The following is a 15086-nucleotide window of genomic DNA, read 5'->3' as shown; positions in this document are numbered from 1 at the left end:
GTAAACCGGTGTTATCTGGGGGTGTTACATGAAGCCTCGCGCTCTAGCGGCGTTGCCGCTTGCCTTAACGTTGGTCGCATGCACCAACCTTGAGGCCGTCAAAACGGCGTCCGGCAGTCTCGTCTCGGCATCCCGGAGTTGGAATGGACCAGCAAAGGACCTGAACGACGGCTGCGTTCGCCAGGCGCAATTCAATGCGCTGGTCAAATGCGACGGCGCGCCGGAGGTGGTGAAGCGCATCACCGACGCCAATGGCATTCTGACCCAGTATTTCCAGGCGCTTGGCGACGTGGCCGCCGACAAGAATTTCACGGTGCAGCCCGGGCTTGAGGCGGCTGAAGCGTCTGCCCTTAAGATCCCGAAGATCAACGCCGATCAGGCCAAGGCAGTGTCGGGCGTCGTCAAGCTTCTGACGGGTTGGGCGACGCGCGCCGCACGCGAGAGGGCTATCCGCAATTTGATAGAGGATGGCGCGCCGCCCGCTATCATGGTCATAGACGCCCTGCGCGAGCATGTCGCGGATGACATTGTCATCGTCCTCAACGGCGAGGCCCGCGAACAGGAAGCGCGCTTCTCGGACTATATTTTCGGCCGGCAGGTCGCGAGCGACAAAATCCAGGCGCTTTGTCCGAACCCGCCCGCCTACGAGTTGAGCGGCCAGCAATTTTTGGTGGCTGCGGAGTACTGCCGGCGGATGATGGTGCTGAAGGGAAAGTACGACGCGGTTGAAGCCTACAAGAAATCATTGGCCAGCGCGAAGACGACGCTTGAGGATCTTAACTCCGCCAAATCGCGGCTGACTGACAAGGAAGTCGTGAAGCTGCTCTACAAGGACGCCAAAGACCTCAATGACAAAGTGGAAGGCATCACCAAGGCCTATGCAGCGGAGGGTGCGAAATGACCACTTTGAGCGCGAGAGATTTCCTTAAGGAGCAGGCCAGGATTGCCGATGATCTGGCCAACGAAGTCCAAAAACGGCTCGTGCATCTACCGGACAGGCCAGGCGCGGCGGATCCTGTAAGCCAGGCCGCATGGGACGCGCAGTACCAGTATCTGACGAGCCAACGTCAACGCTTGTCCGCGCTTGCGACGACATTCGCCGTCCAGGCGGCAGGCGCGGCCATCGACGATGTCGCTCAAGGGCTCAAGGATGTCGCGAAGGCCACCGAAGCGGCGCAAGAGCAGATCAAGCAGATCGAGAAGGTATCGGATTTCGTTACGCGGATCGCGCAGGTGATCGATCTGGGCGTAGCGGTCGCCGCCGCCATCGCAGACCCAAGTGTCGGCACACTAAAGACGGTCGCCGAGAAGGTGAAGGTCCTGGCCTCGCCGGTGCGGGAAGACGATGAAGCTGGAGGCGGCTAGAAAAAGAAAGCTGAAGCCAGAGACCGCCCAACAGCAACGTCTCACGGATCAGCTCTGCCGCCGCCGTTCATGCTTCGGCACTCTTGGCGCGCTAACCCGCCACCAGCGCCGCCCGCTCGGCCGCCGTCAGCAAGCGCCAGTGGCCCTCGGGCATGTCGCCCAGGTCCAGCGGGCCCACGCGGACGCGGAACAGGTCGACGACCTTCAGGTCCACCAGTTCGCACATCCGGCGGATCTGGCGGTTGCGGCCTTCGCGCAGCACAAAGCTCAGGCGCTGATCGGAGATGACCTCGACCTCGGCCGGGCGCAGCTCGCGGCCGTCCAGCTCCAGGCCAAAGCGCAGCAGCTCCAGCTTCTCCTCGGTCAGCTCGCCCATCACCGCGACGCGGTACTCTTTTTCCAACTCCGACTGCGGACCGATCACGGCCTTGGCCACCACCCCGTCCTGCGACAGCAGCAGGAGGCCGCGCGAGTCCTTGTCCAGGCGTCCGATCGGCGGGATCAGGTCGCCCGACTGCGGGATCGCCACGCCGCGCGCGTCGCCCCACAGATTGGCGCGCGTCAGCAGGCGCGCGGCCGGCACCTGGCCCGGATCAGGTTGCGACGAGACCACGCCGCGCGGCTTGTGAACGAGGTAGGTCGGGACAGCGTCCAGCTTGGCGGTGGCGCGGTCGGCCAGGGTCAGGGTCTGGCCGGGCTGGATCTTGCGGCCGACGTCCTCGACCACCTCGCCGGCGATCGAGACGAGGCCGTCGCTGATCAGCTGCTCGGCCTCGCGGCGCGAGCACACCCCGCTCTGGGCCAGCCACTTGTTGACCCGCTGGGGCTCGGCCTCGTCGTAGGTGCGGGTCCAGGCCATCAGCCGAAGCTTTCCTCGAGGCTGGCCAGACGCTCGGCCTGGTCCTCGGCGATCAGCGGGTTGATCACGTCGTCCAGGGCGTCGCCCTCCATGATCCGCGCCAGATTGTAGAGCGTCAGGTTGATGCGGTGGTCGGTCACCCGGCCCTGCGGGAAGTTGTAGGTGCGGATGCGCTCCGAACGATCCCCGCTGCCGACCTGGCTCTTGCGGGCCTCGGAGCGGGCGCTGTCGAGGGCCTCGCGCTGCATGTCGTAGAGGCGCGCCTTGAGGTTCTTCATCGCCCGGGCGCGGTTCTGGTGTTGGCTCTTTTCCGAGCTGGTCACCACCACGCCGGTGGGCAAGTGGGTGATGCGCACGGCCGAGTCGGTCTTGTTGACGTGCTGACCGCCCGCGCCCGACGAGCGATAGGTGTCGATCCGCAGGTCGCTTTCCTTGATGTCGATCTCGACGTCCTCGGCTTCGGGCAGCACCGCGACGGTGGCGGCCGAGGTGTGGATGCGGCCTTGGGCTTCGGTGGCCGGCACGCGCTGCACCCGGTGCACGCCGCTTTCGAACTTCAGCCGGCCGAACACGCCGTCGCCGGTGATCGAGGCGACGATTTCCTTGAAGCCGCCCATTTCGCCTTCCGAGATGCTGTCGATCTCGACGCGCCAGCCCTGGGTCTGGGCGTAGCGCTGGTACATGCGGAAGAGATCGCCGGCGAACAGGGCCGCCTCGTCGCCGCCGGTGCCGGCGCGCACTTCCAGGATGGCCGAGGCGTTCTCGTCCTTGTCCTTGGGCGCCAGCATCAGGGCCAGCTCGCGCTCCATGACCGGCAGCTTCTCGTCCAGCGCCTGAATCTCGTCGCGGACCATCTCGGCCATCTCGGGATCGGCGGCCAGGACGTCCAGCTCGGCGCGTTCGGCCGACAGCTTGGCCAGCCGCTCGACGGCCTCGGCCACGGGGCGCAGCTCGGCGTGCTCCTTGGAGAGCTTGACGATCTCGGCGCCGTCGGTGGCCGCGCCCATGCGGGCCTCCACTTCACGGAAACGGTCGAGAACCTGGTCGAGGCGGGCCTGGGGCAGTCGCAAGGGGAGTTTCGCACGGCTGAGAGGGACGGGCGGTCTCTCTAAAGCCTTTCCCCGCCAAAGGGAATGTGGCGCCGACATGCAGCGCACGGCGCGTGGCGCGGGCCTGCGACAAGTTGCCTCAGGGGGTATTAGGTAGAGCTTAGCTTTGGCCTGCCAGAACCGGCATTCTCTCTCTCGCGGTATTGGACTTTCGCGACCATGAAGGGTGTCGAGGCCCGTCTTTCCGCACCCCTGGCGGCCATGGCGCTGCTGACGGTCGGCGTGCTGGTGGCGGTGCTGTTCATGATGGCCGCCCGTGTCGACCGCGACGCCCTGCGCCATGAGCAGGCGCTGGTCGCGCGGGGCATGGACTCCAAGATCGCCGACATCCAACGGGCCGTCTCGCCGCAGGTGCTGTGGGACGATGCGGTCATCAATCTCGATAACCGGTTCGACGCGGGCTGGGCCGAGGAGAACATCGGCGCCTATCTGATGGGCCAGGCCGGGTTCGACATGATCTTCGTGGTCGACGCCCAGGATCGTCCGCTGTTCAGCGCCCGGGTCGGGAAGCCGACGACGGCGGCCTATTACGAGCGCCGCGCCCCCAGCTTCGCGCCGCTGATCCGCAAGGTCCGCGCCCTCGAGGTCCGGCGCCCGCGCATCACCGGCCCGCGCGTCGACGGCGGCCTTGTCGCCACGCCCGCCCAGGCCAGCGCCGTCGAATCCATCGACGGCGAGGTCTACATCGTCACCGCCAGCCTGGTGCAGCCCGACTTCGGCAAGGCCCTCCCGCGCCAGGCGCGGGCGCCGGTGGTGGTCACCGCCCTTCGGCTGGACGCGGTGTTCCTGGAGGCCTTCTCCAGCCGTTTCCTGCTGGCCGGTATCCACCTGCACAAGGGCGACGCGCGGCCCGATGCCGACGACGCCCATGTCCCGCTGCGCAATCATGCGGGCCAGGTGGTGGCGACTCTGGACTGGGCGCCGCCCCATCCGGGTCAGCGTCTACTGCGCAAGGCTGTGGTCCCGATTCTGCTGGTGGTGGGCGGCCTGGCCGTCGTGGCGCTGCTGTTCGCCCGTCGCAGCCGGCGCATCGCCGAGGGGCTGGTCGCCAGCGAGGCGCGCGCCAAGCACATGGCCATGCACGACGCCCTGACCGGCCTGCCCAACCGGGTGCTGTTCGAGGAGCGGCTGCGGCAGGGCGTCGACGGCCTGTCGCGCCGGCGCGGCGCCATGGCGGTGCTGGCCATCGATCTGGACCGCTTCAAGGCGGTGAACGACACCCACGGCCACGCGGCCGGCGACGAACTGATCCAGGTGATCGGGGCCCGTCTGGCCGGCCTGTGCCGCGCCAGCGAAACCCTGGCTCGCCTGGGCGGCGACGAGTTCGGCGTGGTCGCCGCCGAGATCGACCCGCCGGGCGCGGCCGCCCTGGCCGAGCGCCTGGTCGCCGCCCTGGCGGCCCCGGTCGATCTGTCCTGCGGCACGGTGTTTGTCGGCGGTTCGGTCGGCGTGGCCGTCATCACGCCGGACGAGGCCTTTGTCGGCGCGGTCGAGGCCGCCCGGCGGGCCGACGTGGCCATGTATCGCGCCAAGGACGAGGGGCGCGGTCGCTACTGCTTCTTCGAGGCCGAGATGGACGCGGCCCTGAAGGCGCGGCGCGGTCTGGAAGCCGATTTGCGCCTGGCGCTCAAGGACGGCGGCGTCTGGGTCGCCTACCAGCCGCAGGTCGACGCGGCGGGCAAGGTGCTGGGCGTCGAGGCCCTGGCCCGCTGGACCCATCCCGAGAAGGGCGCGATCTCGCCGGGCGCCTTCGTGCCCCTGGCCGAGGACTGCGGCCTGATCGACGAGCTGGGCCGGCTGATCATGCGCCGGGCCTTCACCGACAGCCTGCGCTGGAAGGACCTGAAGGTGGCCGTCAACGTTTCGGCCCTGCAGATGCGCCAGGCCGGGTTCCCTGATCTGGTCGCCCAGATCCTGGCCGAAACCGGCGCGCGCGCCGAGAAGATCGAGCTGGAGATCACCGAAGGCGCGCTGCTGGGCGATGACGAGGCGACCCACGACGCCATCAGCCGCCTGCGCGAGATGGGCTTCTCTCTGGCGCTGGACGATTTCGGCACCGGCTACAGCTCGCTGAGCTATCTGCGGCGCTATCCGATCGACAAGATCAAGATCGACCGCAGCTTCATCACCCCCCTGGGCGGCGACAAGGAGGCCGGCGCCGTGGTGGCCGCGATCGTCCGCCTGGCCAAGGCCCTGAAGCTGTCGGTCATCGCCGAGGGGGTCGAGACCAACCAGCAGCGCGAGCAACTGCACGAGATCGGCTGCGTCCAGGCGCAGGGCTTCCTGTTCAGCGCGGCGCTGGCCGCCGACGCGATCGACACCATCGTCGACGAGGGCGGCCGCATGCACTTGGCGGCGGTGGCCTGACGGGGGCGCTTTGCGCTAACGCCCCCTCCGTCTCGTCGCTTCGCGCCGATCCACCTCCCCCGCAAGCGGGGCAGGAAGGTTGAGCTTTCCTCCTCACCCGTAGAACGGGGGAGGGGGCGCTTTCCGCTAGCGCCGCCAGAACGACGCCGCCGCTGTCGGGGTCCGGGCCGCCAGGGCGGCCTTGGCCTTGGCGTCGCCCAGAAGCTGCGCTTTCAGGAAGGTGACGCTGAGGGCCGAGGCCTCGGCGAAGGCGGGATTGTCGGGATGGTGCGCCAGGCCGTGGTCGACGCTCTTGCCGATCCAGGCGTACTTCTCGCCGGCGGGGCTTTCCTCGACCGCGCGCAGGTGGTCGCGCCAGTCGGCGACCATGCCCGGCACCAGGTCCAGCTCGCCCGTCAGCACCATCGTCGGGGTGGTCAGCGTCTGGAAGGTGGCCGGACCCATCAGGCCCTGGATCGTCCCGGGGCTTGAGAAGCACAGCACGGCCTTGGCGTTCGGATCGCGGGCCGGGATCATGCCCTCCAGGGCGCCGCCGCGCATCAGCGACATCAGTGAACCGTACGAGTGGCCCGCATAGGCCAGCGGCAGGCCCGGCGCGGCGGCGGCCGCCCAGCCGGCCGCCGCCCCGACGTCGGCGATCCTGAGCGGGAAGGACGAACGCAGATTGTACGCGGTCCTGCGGGGGTGCTTCTGGGAGTCGACGTGCAGCGGCGCCACCACCAGGAAGCCGGCCTGGCGCCAGCCCTCCAGCAGCGTCGCATAGGCCTCCGCCGTTCCGCCGGCGCCGTGCGAGAACACGACCACGCCCTTGGGCGCGGCGGGCCGCAGCACGCTGAGCTCCAGCGCGCGGTCGCCGACGGTGATCGTGATGGGCGAGGCCGCCGCGCGGGCCAGGGTCGGCGTGATCGCCAGGGCCAGGGCGCCGGTCAGCAGGCCACGGCGATGAAGGACGCGTTCGGTCACAGGACTCTCTCAGCTAGGGTCAGCCCAAGGTTGAACGCTTCAGCCAGGCTGTCCAGCGGATTACGGCGCTGCGACCGGCGGGAGGCCCGGGGAGCGGCCGACAGAAAAGAACCGACAATTCCACAATTTCTTGACATGGAAATTTTCTTCCATTCTTCTGGCGACAACCAACAGCGATGCCTGGCATCCGATAATTCGCATTAGAGAGTAGCCCCATGATCCGCCCCTCGATGTCGCGCCGGCGCTTGCTGGGTCTGGCCGCTGGACTGGGGCTGGGGACGGCGGCCCTGGGCCTGATGACCGGCTGCGCCCGTGGGGGCGCCGAGGCCGAGGTGGTGGTCAGCTTCAACGACCTCTCCCAGCCCTTCTTCGTGGCCATGCGGCGCGAGCTGGAGGACGAGGCCGCAAAGCTGGGGGTCAAGGTCCAGGTGCTGGACGCCCAGAACAACTCTTCCAAGCAGATCTCCGACCTGCAGGCCGCTGCGGTGCAGGGGGCCAAGGTCGTGATCGTCGCCCCCACCGACTCCAAGGCGCTGGCCGGCGCCGCCGACGACCTTGTGGAACAGGGCGTGGCGGTGATCTCGGTCGATCGCAACATCGCGGGCGGCAAGACGGCCGTGCCACATGTCGGCGCCGACAATGTCGCCGGCGGCCGGGCGATGGCCGACTGGGTCGTGAAGACCTATCCGGCCGGCGCGCGCGTCGTGGTCATCACCAACGACCCGGGCAGCTCCAGCTCGATCGAGCGCGTGAAGGGCGTCCATGACGGCCTGGCGGCCGGCGGTCCGGCCTTCAAGATCGTCACCGAGCAGACCGCCAACTCCAAGCGCGACCAGGCGCTGACGGTGACCCAGAACATCCTCACCTCGATGCGCGACACGCCGCCGGACGTCATTCTTTGCCTGAACGACGACATGGCCATGGGCGCCCTGGAGGCCGTGCGCGCCGCCGGGCTGGACAGCGCCAAGGTCAAGGTCATCGGCTTCGACGCCATCCCCGAGGCCCTGGCCCGCATCAAGGCCGGCGAGATGGTCGCGACGGTCGAGCAGAACCCCGGCCTGCAGATCCGCACCGCGCTTCGTCAGGCGGTCGACAAGATCAAGTCGGGCGCCGCGCTCAAGTCGGTCAGCCTCAAGCCGGTGCTGATCACCAGCGGCAACCTCACCGAGGCCTCGCGCATCGGCGAGATGAAATAGCGCCGACCCCGGATCCCAGGTCATGACCCTCCTGGACGTCAGCCAGGTCAGCAAGAGCTTTCCCGGCGTGCGCGCGCTCGACCAGGTGGACCTCGTCGTCGGTGTCGGCGAGGTTCATGCGCTGCTGGGCGAGAACGGGGCCGGCAAGTCCACCCTGATCAAGATCCTGTCGGCCGCCCACGCCGCCGACGCCGGAACCGTGACCTTCGCCGGCCAGGTCCTGGACCCGCGGGATGCGCCGCTGCGCCGCCAGCAGCTCGGCATCGCCACGATCTACCAGGAATTCAACCTGTTCCCGGAACTGAGCGTGGCCGAGAACATGTATCTGGGCCGCGAGCCGCGCCGCCTGGGGCTGGTCGACTGGTCGCGGCTGCGCGCCGACGCCCAGGCCCTGCTGAACGATCTGGGCCTGCCGCTAAATCCTGACGCGCCGGTGCGCGGCCTGACCGTCGCCGAGCAGCAGATGGTCGAGATCGCCAAGGCCATGACCCTGAACGCGCGGCTGATCATCATGGACGAGCCGACCGCCGCGCTCAGCGGCCGCGAGGTCGACCGCCTGCACGCCATCATCGCCGGCCTGAAGGCGCGGTCGGTGTCGGTGATCTATGTCTCGCACCGCCTGGGCGAGGTGAAGGCGATGTGCGACCGCTACACCGTCATGCGCGACGGCCGCTTCGTGGCCAGCGGCGACGTCGCCGACGTCGAGGTCGCCGACATGGTCCGGCTGATGGTCGGGCGGCATGTCGAGTTCGAGCGGCGCACGCGTCGGCGCCCCCCCGGCGCGGTGGTGCTGAAGGTCGAGGGCGTGACCCCGGCCGCGCCCCGACTGTCGGCGCCCGGCTATCTGCGCCAGGTGTCGTTCGCGGCGAGGGGCGGCGAGATCGTCGGTCTGGCCGGTCTGGTCGGCGCGGGCCGCACGGACCTGGCCCGGCTGATCTTCGGCGCCGATCCGATCGCCGCCGGACGCGTCCTGGTCGACGACAAGCCCCTGAGCCTGCGCTCGCCCCGCGACGCCATCCAGGCCGGGATCATGCTGGTGCCCGAGGACCGCAAGCAGCAGGGCTGCTTCCTGGACCACTCGATCCGCCGCAATCTGAGCCTGCCCAGCCTCAAGGCGCTGAGCGCGCTGGGCCAGTGGGTCGACGAGCGGGCCGAGCGCGACCTCGTCGAGACCTATCGCCAGAAGCTGCGCATCAAGATGGCCGACGCCGAGACCGCGATCGGCAAGCTGTCGGGCGGCAACCAGCAGAAGGTCCTGCTGGGCCGGGCGATGGCGCTGACGCCCAAGGTGCTGATCGTCGACGAGCCCACGCGCGGGATCGACATCGGCGCCAAGGCCGAGGTTCACCAGGTGCTCAGCGACCTGGCCGACCTGGGCGTAGCGGTCGTCGTGATCTCGTCGGAACTGGCCGAGGTCATGGCCGTCAGCGATCGCATCGTCGTTTTCCGCGAGGGCGTCATCGTCGCCGATCTCGACGCGCAGACCGCCACCGAAGAGGGCCTGATGGCCCATATGGCGACCGGCACGGACCGGGTCGCCGCCCCTGACATGGAACGCCTGACCGCATGACCGCCCCGTCGTCTCCCGCCCCGCTCGCGACCGACAAGCCCCGCTTCGACCTGTTGGCCTTCGCCCGCAAGCACCGGACGATCCTGTTCCTGCTGCTGCTGGTGGCGGTGTTCGGCGTGGCCAACGAGCGCTTCCTGACGGCGCGCAACGCCCTGAACATCCTGTCGGAGGTGTCGATCTACGGGATCATCGCCGTGGGCATGACCTTCGTGATCCTGATCGGCGGCATCGACGTGGCCGTGGGATCGTTGCTGGCCTTCGCTTCGATCGCCGCGGCCTATGTGGTCACCGCCGTCGTGGGCGACGGCCCCGCCACCTGGCTGATCGCTCTGTTGGTCTCGACCCTGATCGGTCTGGCCGGCGGCTATGTGCAGGGCAAGGCCGTGACCTGGCTGCATGTGCCCGCCTTCGTCGTCACCCTGGGCGGTATGACCGTCTGGCGCGGCGCCACCCTGCTGCTGAACGACGGCGGGCCGATCTCGGGCTTCAACGACGCCTACCGCTGGTGGGGCTCGGGCGAGATCCTGTTCCTGCCCGTGCCGGTGGTGATCTTCGCCCTGGTCGCAGCGGCCGGCCACCTGGCGCTGCGCTACACCCGCTATGGCCGTCAGGTCTATGCGGTGGGCGGCAACGCCGAGGCTGCGCGCCTGTCGGGCGTCAATGTCGATTTCATCACCACCAGCGTCTACGCGATCATCGGCGCCCTGGCGGGGCTGTCGGGCTTTCTGCTGTCGGCCCGCCTGGGCTCGGCCGAGGCGGTCGCCGGGACGGGCTATGAGCTGCGGGTTATCGCCTCGGTGGTGATCGGCGGCGCCAGCCTGACCGGCGGCTCGGGCGGCGTCGGCGGCACCGTGCTGGGGGCCCTGCTGATCGGCGTGCTCTCGAACGGCCTGGTGATGCTGCACGTCACCTCCTACGTCCAGCAGGTGGTGATCGGCCTGATCATCGTCGCCGCCGTGGCCTTCGACCACTATGCGCGCACCCACAAGGCGTAGGGCCCGCTAGAGCAGGCTAAGGCTTGGCCTTTGTCCGCGTCCTCGGCGACAGCGTGATCTCGGCCAGCACCGGGAAGTGGTCCGAAATCACGCCGGCGTCGGCGACGTCGGTCGGCACGGCGAAGCGCGCGACGTTCAGGCGGCGGTCCACGAAGATGTAGTCGATGGGCGGGCCGATCGACGCCGGCGTGAACCGGTTGAAGGTGCCCGTCGACGGCGAGAACACGCTGGACGCGGCCGCGCGGGCGTCGCGATAGGGGCCTTCGGGCGCGGTCAGCAGGCGATAGGGCGCTTCTTCCGGCGCGCTGTTGAAATCGCCCAGCGTGATCAGCCGAGCCTTGGGCCAGGGGGCGAGGGCCAGGATCTGGGCGGCGCATTTGGCCCGGGACTCCGCGCCCACATGGTCCAGGTGCGCATTACGGACATCGAAGGTGACGCCGGTGATCCGGTCCTTCAGCACCAGGCGCGTGAAGGTGCGGGGCAGGGCGGCGTCATAGGCCTTGCTGGGGGTGTCGGGCGTGGGCGAACACCAGTAGGTCTTGGCCAGCACCTGCTGGAACCGGTCGGCCCGATAGAAGATCGTCGTGGTCTCGCCGCGCCCCGCGCCGTCGTCGCGGCCGACGCCATAGTGGGCGTATCCGGCCAGGTCGCCGGCCAGCTGATCGACCATCGTCGGCAGGGCCTCCTGCAGGCCCAGGATGTCGGGCGCAAAGAAGCGGATCTGCTCGACCATCGGCCCCCGCCGCGTTCGCCAGTCGGGACGGTCGTCGGGATTGTCGTAGCGGATGTTGTAGCTCATCACCCACAAGGCGCGGCCCGGCTCGCCCGCCTGTGACCCCGTGACGGGCAGGAGGCTCGCGAGAACGGCCGCGAGGATGAGGGAAAGAGATCGCGCTTGGCTCATGCCTGGCCCTTTAGGCGGCGCCGGTGACACCCCTGCGACAGGGGGGCGGGATAGGCGGCAAGGCCCGCGCTAAGCCGTCGCCGCCACCGGGTTGCGCGGGTCCAGCGGCAGGCCGGCCGCCTGCCTCTGCTTCAGCAGGCGCAGCCAGCCATGCAGCGCCTCGCAGTCCAGACCGTGCATCATCAACCGATGCCCCGCCTGCAAGGTCGAGAGCGGCACCAGCGGGTGGCCGTTCTTGACGAACGACATGTGGTAGTCGGTCCCGAGGATCTTGCCGATATAGATCGCCACGGTCTCGTCCAGTTGCAGCGACTGGGCGGCGCGGACGAAGTCGGCGCGGGGCAGCATCAGCGCGTACAGCGGGGTGTAGACCTCGATGGCGGTCTGGGCGTCGGCGAAGTTCAGCCGCCTCCTGGGCAGCTCGCCCAGGGCGAAGGGCTCATCCGAGATCATCGAGAAGTCCGGCCGCTCGACCGGAACCAGGTCCCGCCCCTGGGCCCGCAGGCTGGCGTTCAGCTGGATGATGAAGTTGAAGACGTTGAGGTCGTGCTGCAGGAAGACGTTGTCCTCCAGGTCCCTGAGGGTGCGCGGCCGCAGGGGCACGGTGTCGACCTCCACCGGTCCGGCGTTGGCCTTGATGAAGGCCAGCAGCTCGGTGCCGACATGGAAATGGCGCAGGATCAGCGTGTTGGCCTCGGGCGTGCAGAACGTCTTCAGGCCCCAGTGGATCAGCTTGTGCAGCCCGGTGTTCAGGTTGGGGCGATGGGGCGAGATCCCGCGCAGGATCTTCACCAGGATGAAGAACACAAAGACGCCGGGCCGCGCGATCGGAAACAGCCAGCGGCGCGACCAGGAGCGGTTGCCCTTCAGCAGGGCCACCTTGGCCTCGGGCGCGATCGGCATGCCCTGGTCCAGATAGAGGGCCAGCCAAGGGTCCGGATCGTTGGGATCGTAGCGCGACAGGTCGAAGTCGGGGTGGGTCACGCCGTGATCTCCTCGATTTGCAGCGCATAGAGGCGGGCGGTGACCTCGGCGGTCCGAATGATGCGCGCGGCGACGGCCTCGCTCGGCAGCACCATTCCCAGCATCTGTTCGAACTCGCCGATGTGCTCGGCGTCGTTCTCGCCGTGGTACAGTAGGAACCGGACGGCGGTGTCGGGCAGGTCCAGCCTTTGCTGCGCCAGCGCGCCCCACTCGCAGGCCTTGATCGAGCCCAGGCCCTCGATGATCCACATCGCGCCCAGCAGGCCGAACGGGTTTGGCTTGGAGGCCTCGTGGAACATCCAGGCCGACAGGGCTTCGGAGCCGATGTTCTTCTCGGCGTTGCGGATCGTCTCCAGATCGCCCCCGGCGGCGACGAAGTCGGCCTCCAGCAGGCGGAAGTCCCGGTGCTCGACCACGGCGTGGCGCATCAGGGTCGAGCGCAGCTCCAGGTGATCCTCGTCGATATTGGACGCCGCCCGCGACATCCACAGCGCCCCGTCCTTCACCTGCTGACGCAGGCCGATCAGGAAGGCGTGGTAGTCGGCCATCTCGAACCGGCCACGCGTCAGCTTGCGGATCAGGGGCGTCTGCTCCAGCCGCCGCTCGAACTCGGTGAACACCACGGTCAGTCGGCGCAGAACATCGGCAACGGTCGTTGTGGTCATCCCACGGCCTCCAGCAGCATGAAGCCGACCATGGATCGGCCGCTTTCGGGCACCACGCACAGCACGGTCTGACCCGGTTTCAGCCGGTCGGATCGCAGGAAGGCCTCCAGCATCACCCAGATCGACGCCGAGCCGACATTGCCCACCGTGGCCAGGTTGGAGAACCACTTCTCTTCGGGGATCATGCCGTTGGTCTTCTCCAGCAGGGAGACGATCTCCTCGCGCAGCGACCGGGCCGAATAGTGGCACAGGAGGTGGTCGATCTCGTCGGGGACGATCCGGCCCTCGTCCACCTTCTTGAGATAGACGCCGACCCACGCGCGGATCACGCGCTTGAGCAGATCGAAGTCCTGCAGCAGCGCCAGGCCCCCCGCGCGGTGCGCCGCCTGGGGCCCCAGATGGCTCCAGCCGTCCAGGGCTTCGGCGTGGCTTTCAAGGCCGGCGCCGGCCCACATGCACGGATCGAACTGACCGGCCAGCGAGACCAGGTCGATGAACCGGATCCTCAGGCTCAGGCCCTGGGGGCGGGGAGCGGGCTCGACCAGGACGGCTCCCGCGCCGTCCGACAGCGTGAACCGCAGATAGTCGGCCTGCGGCTTCAGGCGCTGCTTGTCGTCGAGCAGGGACGAGCCTTCGTAGAACGACGGCTGGAACCAGCGCGAGGAGAACTCCCCCGCGCAGGCGGCGGCCACGCGGTGCTCGCCCGTCCGCACCGACAGATAGGCCGACTTGGCCGCCATCAGCGACGAGGCGCAAACCGACTGGAAGCTGGCGATCTCGATCGGGCCGCAGCCCAGTTCGCCATGCACCATGGCCGCGTGGCCGGGGACCAGGAAGTCGCCCTGGGTCGTGGCGGCGGCCAGGAAGCCGAGGTCCTCCGGCCCCAGGCCCGCGTCGTCCAGCGCCCGCCGCACGGCCAGGGCGCACATGCCGGCGTTGGAGTGGTTGGGCCGTCCGCCTGGGCTCAGGGCGTAATGGCGGGTCTCGACCCCGTTCCAGCGCAGGGCCCGGCGGCCCATCAGGCTGCCACGCCCGCCGATCCGCCCGATGAAATCCTCCATCGCCGCCGAGGGCACGGGCTCGCCCGGCAGAAACGCGCCGACGCCGGTGATGTAGGCCTGATCGTTCGAATGCATCACAAAACGTAACCTGGCGGCGAGGCGTTCGCCGTCGAACAACCCGCTTCACCGCCCTTATGCGGGAACACGGCGCGCCTTCCAACGCCGAGGCTCAGGCCTCTCGCATCTAGGGCGTGGTGTAGTCGTCGCAGTCCGGCAGCGGGCTGTCGGGCTGATAGGTCTGGCTCTTCGCGTCGAACGCCAGGACGCGACGATAGCTGCAGGCGAGGTCCGGGGTGGGGACGAGCTCGCTCTTCTTCAGCCGCTTGAACGACGGGGTGGGCGTGTCGCGCGAGGCCTTGGGCGGGAACGCCTTGGCCAGGGTCGCGAACTGGAACTTCGGCGGGCCCGAGGCGGTTTCCGGCGCGAGGGTCAAGGCGGCGTCGAAGGTATAGATGTCCTGACAGGCGCCTTTGCGGTCGGCGAAGTCCTGCTTGCTGAAACAGGCTCTGATCATGATCTCGCCCTTCAAAGGCACGGTCAGCACCGAGCGCGGCGGGCGCGACCGGTCGGGCCAGACCTGGATCAGCTCCAGAACGGTCGTGCTGCCGCCGCCGCCCGAATAGCTGGCGCTGCGGCGGCGCTCGACCCCGATCAGCACGCCCGCGCCGGGCGCCGCCAGCCGCGCCATCTGGGGCCAGACCGCCAGGGTCTCGTCCTCGTCCTGCTCCAGTTCGACGCTGGCGACGGCGGCGCTGGTCGGTCCGGTGAAGACGCTCAGCGTAGCGGAGTCGTCATCGATGCCGGCGCACCAGCGCTGGTCGCCCGTGCACAGGCGCGCAGTCTGCTCGGTCGTCGGCTTGAGCGGCTCAAGCTGATTGCCCGCCGCGTCCCGAGGCGACGGCGAAGCGGCGGCAAGCGCCAGAAGGAGGAGAGGTAGCATCATGCCGCCGCTGTACCGTGATCGCCGGAGCCGCGCCAAGCGGTGTTGGCGAGGTTACTTGTTGGTCGTCGGGCGTTCCTGCTGGAACCTTCCCAAGGGCTCGCGTCT

Annotated in this window: 14 protein-coding genes and 1 pseudogene; 7 read left to right on the top strand and 8 right to left on the bottom strand. The window is 68.7% G+C overall.

The genetic code is table 11. The features are described 5' to 3' along the window. The first annotated feature begins 28 nt into the window (after positions 1-28). Both CVUC_RS02430 and CVUC_RS02425 read left to right on the top strand, forming a co-directional pair. On the top strand, positions 29-901 hold the full coding sequence (locus CVUC_RS02430; protein ID WP_125469917.1) for a hypothetical protein: 873 nt from the start codon (positions 29-31) through the stop codon (positions 899-901). After that, positions 898-1365, top strand: a complete 468-nt coding sequence (locus CVUC_RS02425; RefSeq protein WP_096032661.1) for a hypothetical protein — start codon at positions 898-900, stop codon at positions 1363-1365. The genes CVUC_RS02430 and CVUC_RS02425 overlap by 4 nt, the downstream gene beginning before the upstream one ends. 91 nt (positions 1366-1456) lie before the next feature. Here CVUC_RS02425 and CVUC_RS02420 read toward each other — a convergent pair whose 3' ends face one another. Together CVUC_RS02420 and prfA are read right to left on the bottom strand one after the other, a co-directional pair. Beyond that, positions 1457-2224, bottom strand: a complete 768-nt coding sequence (locus CVUC_RS02420; RefSeq protein WP_096032662.1) for a pseudouridine synthase — start codon at positions 2222-2224, stop codon at positions 1457-1459. Continuing rightward, positions 2224-3294 (bottom strand): peptide chain release factor 1, encoded by a 1071-nt coding sequence (gene prfA, locus CVUC_RS02415; RefSeq protein ID WP_096032663.1) that lies wholly within the window; start codon positions 3292-3294, stop codon positions 2224-2226. The genes CVUC_RS02420 and prfA overlap by 1 nt, the downstream gene beginning before the upstream one ends. Positions 3295-3492: 198 nt before the next feature. On the opposite strand from prfA, the gene CVUC_RS02410 reads away from it, so the two are divergent. Then, positions 3493-5700 (top strand): putative bifunctional diguanylate cyclase/phosphodiesterase, encoded by a 2208-nt coding sequence (locus CVUC_RS02410; protein ID WP_096032664.1) that lies wholly within the window; start codon positions 3493-3495, stop codon positions 5698-5700. Positions 5701-5714: 14 nt separating this feature from the next. Further along, positions 5715-5783, top strand: a pseudogene (locus CVUC_RS20755) (hypothetical protein); the annotation flags it as partial. A gap of 43 nt (positions 5784-5826) precedes the next feature. On the opposite strand, the gene CVUC_RS02405 reads toward CVUC_RS20755, so the two are convergent. Next, positions 5827-6663 carry a serine aminopeptidase domain-containing protein gene (locus CVUC_RS02405; RefSeq protein ID WP_096032665.1) on the bottom strand — a complete coding sequence of 279 codons (837 nt, stop codon included), beginning with the start codon at positions 6661-6663 and terminating at the stop codon, positions 5827-5829. A 215-nt stretch (positions 6664-6878) separates the two neighbouring features. On the opposite strand from CVUC_RS02405, the gene CVUC_RS02400 reads away from it, so the two are divergent. From CVUC_RS02400 to CVUC_RS02390, 3 genes are read left to right on the top strand one after another with little or no spacing between them, the layout of a single operon-like run. Beyond that, positions 6879-7859: a sugar ABC transporter substrate-binding protein gene (locus CVUC_RS02400; protein WP_010918744.1), complete on the top strand. Its 981-nt coding sequence runs from the start codon at positions 6879-6881 to the stop codon at positions 7857-7859. Positions 7860-7881: 22 nt separating this feature from the next. Further along, positions 7882-9429 (top strand): sugar ABC transporter ATP-binding protein, encoded by a 1548-nt coding sequence (locus CVUC_RS02395; RefSeq protein ID WP_096032666.1) that lies wholly within the window; start codon positions 7882-7884, stop codon positions 9427-9429. Beyond that, positions 9426-10424, top strand: a complete 999-nt coding sequence (locus CVUC_RS02390; protein WP_096032667.1) for an ABC transporter permease — start codon at positions 9426-9428, stop codon at positions 10422-10424. The genes CVUC_RS02395 and CVUC_RS02390 overlap by 4 nt, the downstream gene beginning before the upstream one ends. 16 nt (positions 10425-10440) lie before the next feature. Here the strand turns inward: CVUC_RS02390 and CVUC_RS02385 are convergent, their stop codons facing one another. From CVUC_RS02385 to CVUC_RS02365, 5 genes are all read right to left on the bottom strand, one after another. Continuing rightward, a complete protein-coding gene (locus CVUC_RS02385) occupies positions 10441-11328 on the bottom strand; it encodes an endonuclease/exonuclease/phosphatase family protein (RefSeq protein ID WP_096032668.1) in 888 nt (295 codons plus the stop codon). A gap of 69 nt (positions 11329-11397) precedes the next feature. Beyond that, positions 11398-12312 carry a DUF6999 family protein gene (locus CVUC_RS02380; protein WP_096032669.1) on the bottom strand — a complete coding sequence of 305 codons (915 nt, stop codon included), beginning with the start codon at positions 12310-12312 and terminating at the stop codon, positions 11398-11400. Further along, positions 12309-13037, bottom strand: coding sequence for an iron-containing redox enzyme family protein (locus tag CVUC_RS02375; RefSeq protein ID WP_096032670.1), 729 nt, complete (start codon positions 13035-13037; stop codon positions 12309-12311). The genes CVUC_RS02380 and CVUC_RS02375 overlap by 4 nt, the downstream gene beginning before the upstream one ends. Further along, the gene (locus CVUC_RS02370; protein WP_096032671.1) at positions 12974-14113 is read right to left on the bottom strand and encodes a beta-ketoacyl-ACP synthase III; all 1140 of its coding nucleotides are present in this window, start codon (positions 14111-14113) and stop codon (positions 12974-12976) included. The genes CVUC_RS02375 and CVUC_RS02370 overlap by 64 nt, the downstream gene beginning before the upstream one ends. Before the next feature lie 109 nt (positions 14114-14222). After that, complete coding sequence (locus CVUC_RS02365; protein WP_124743107.1) at positions 14223-14960, bottom strand: hypothetical protein; 738 nt, start codon at positions 14958-14960, stop codon at positions 14223-14225. Positions 14961-15086 lie beyond the last annotated feature (126 nt).

It is taken from the genome of Caulobacter vibrioides, from assembly GCF_002858865.1.
In the GTDB taxonomy this organism is placed as follows: domain Bacteria; phylum Pseudomonadota; class Alphaproteobacteria; order Caulobacterales; family Caulobacteraceae; genus Caulobacter; species Caulobacter vibrioides.
This window is presented reverse-complemented; position numbering and strand designations above follow the sequence as displayed.

Coding starts and splice junctions, on each gene's coding strand:
- CVUC_RS02430 (WP_125469917.1), top strand. CDS start 29: ATGAAGCCTCGCGCTCTAGCGGCGTTGCCGCTTGCCTTAACGTTGGTC.
- CVUC_RS02425 (WP_096032661.1), top strand. CDS start 898: ATGACCACTTTGAGCGCGAGAGATTTCCTTAAGGAGCAGGCCAGGATT.
- CVUC_RS02420 (WP_096032662.1), bottom strand. CDS start 2,224: ATGGCCTGGACCCGCACCTACGACGAGGCCGAGCCCCAGCGGGTCAAC.
- CVUC_RS02410 (WP_096032664.1), top strand. CDS start 3,493: ATGAAGGGTGTCGAGGCCCGTCTTTCCGCACCCCTGGCGGCCATGGCG.
- CVUC_RS02400 (WP_010918744.1), top strand. CDS start 6,879: ATGATCCGCCCCTCGATGTCGCGCCGGCGCTTGCTGGGTCTGGCCGCT.
- CVUC_RS02395 (WP_096032666.1), top strand. CDS start 7,882: ATGACCCTCCTGGACGTCAGCCAGGTCAGCAAGAGCTTTCCCGGCGTG.
- CVUC_RS02390 (WP_096032667.1), top strand. CDS start 9,426: ATGACCGCCCCGTCGTCTCCCGCCCCGCTCGCGACCGACAAGCCCCGC.
- CVUC_RS02385 (WP_096032668.1), bottom strand. CDS start 11,328: ATGAGCCAAGCGCGATCTCTTTCCCTCATCCTCGCGGCCGTTCTCGCG.
- CVUC_RS02370 (WP_096032671.1), bottom strand. CDS start 14,113: ATGCATTCGAACGATCAGGCCTACATCACCGGCGTCGGCGCGTTTCTG.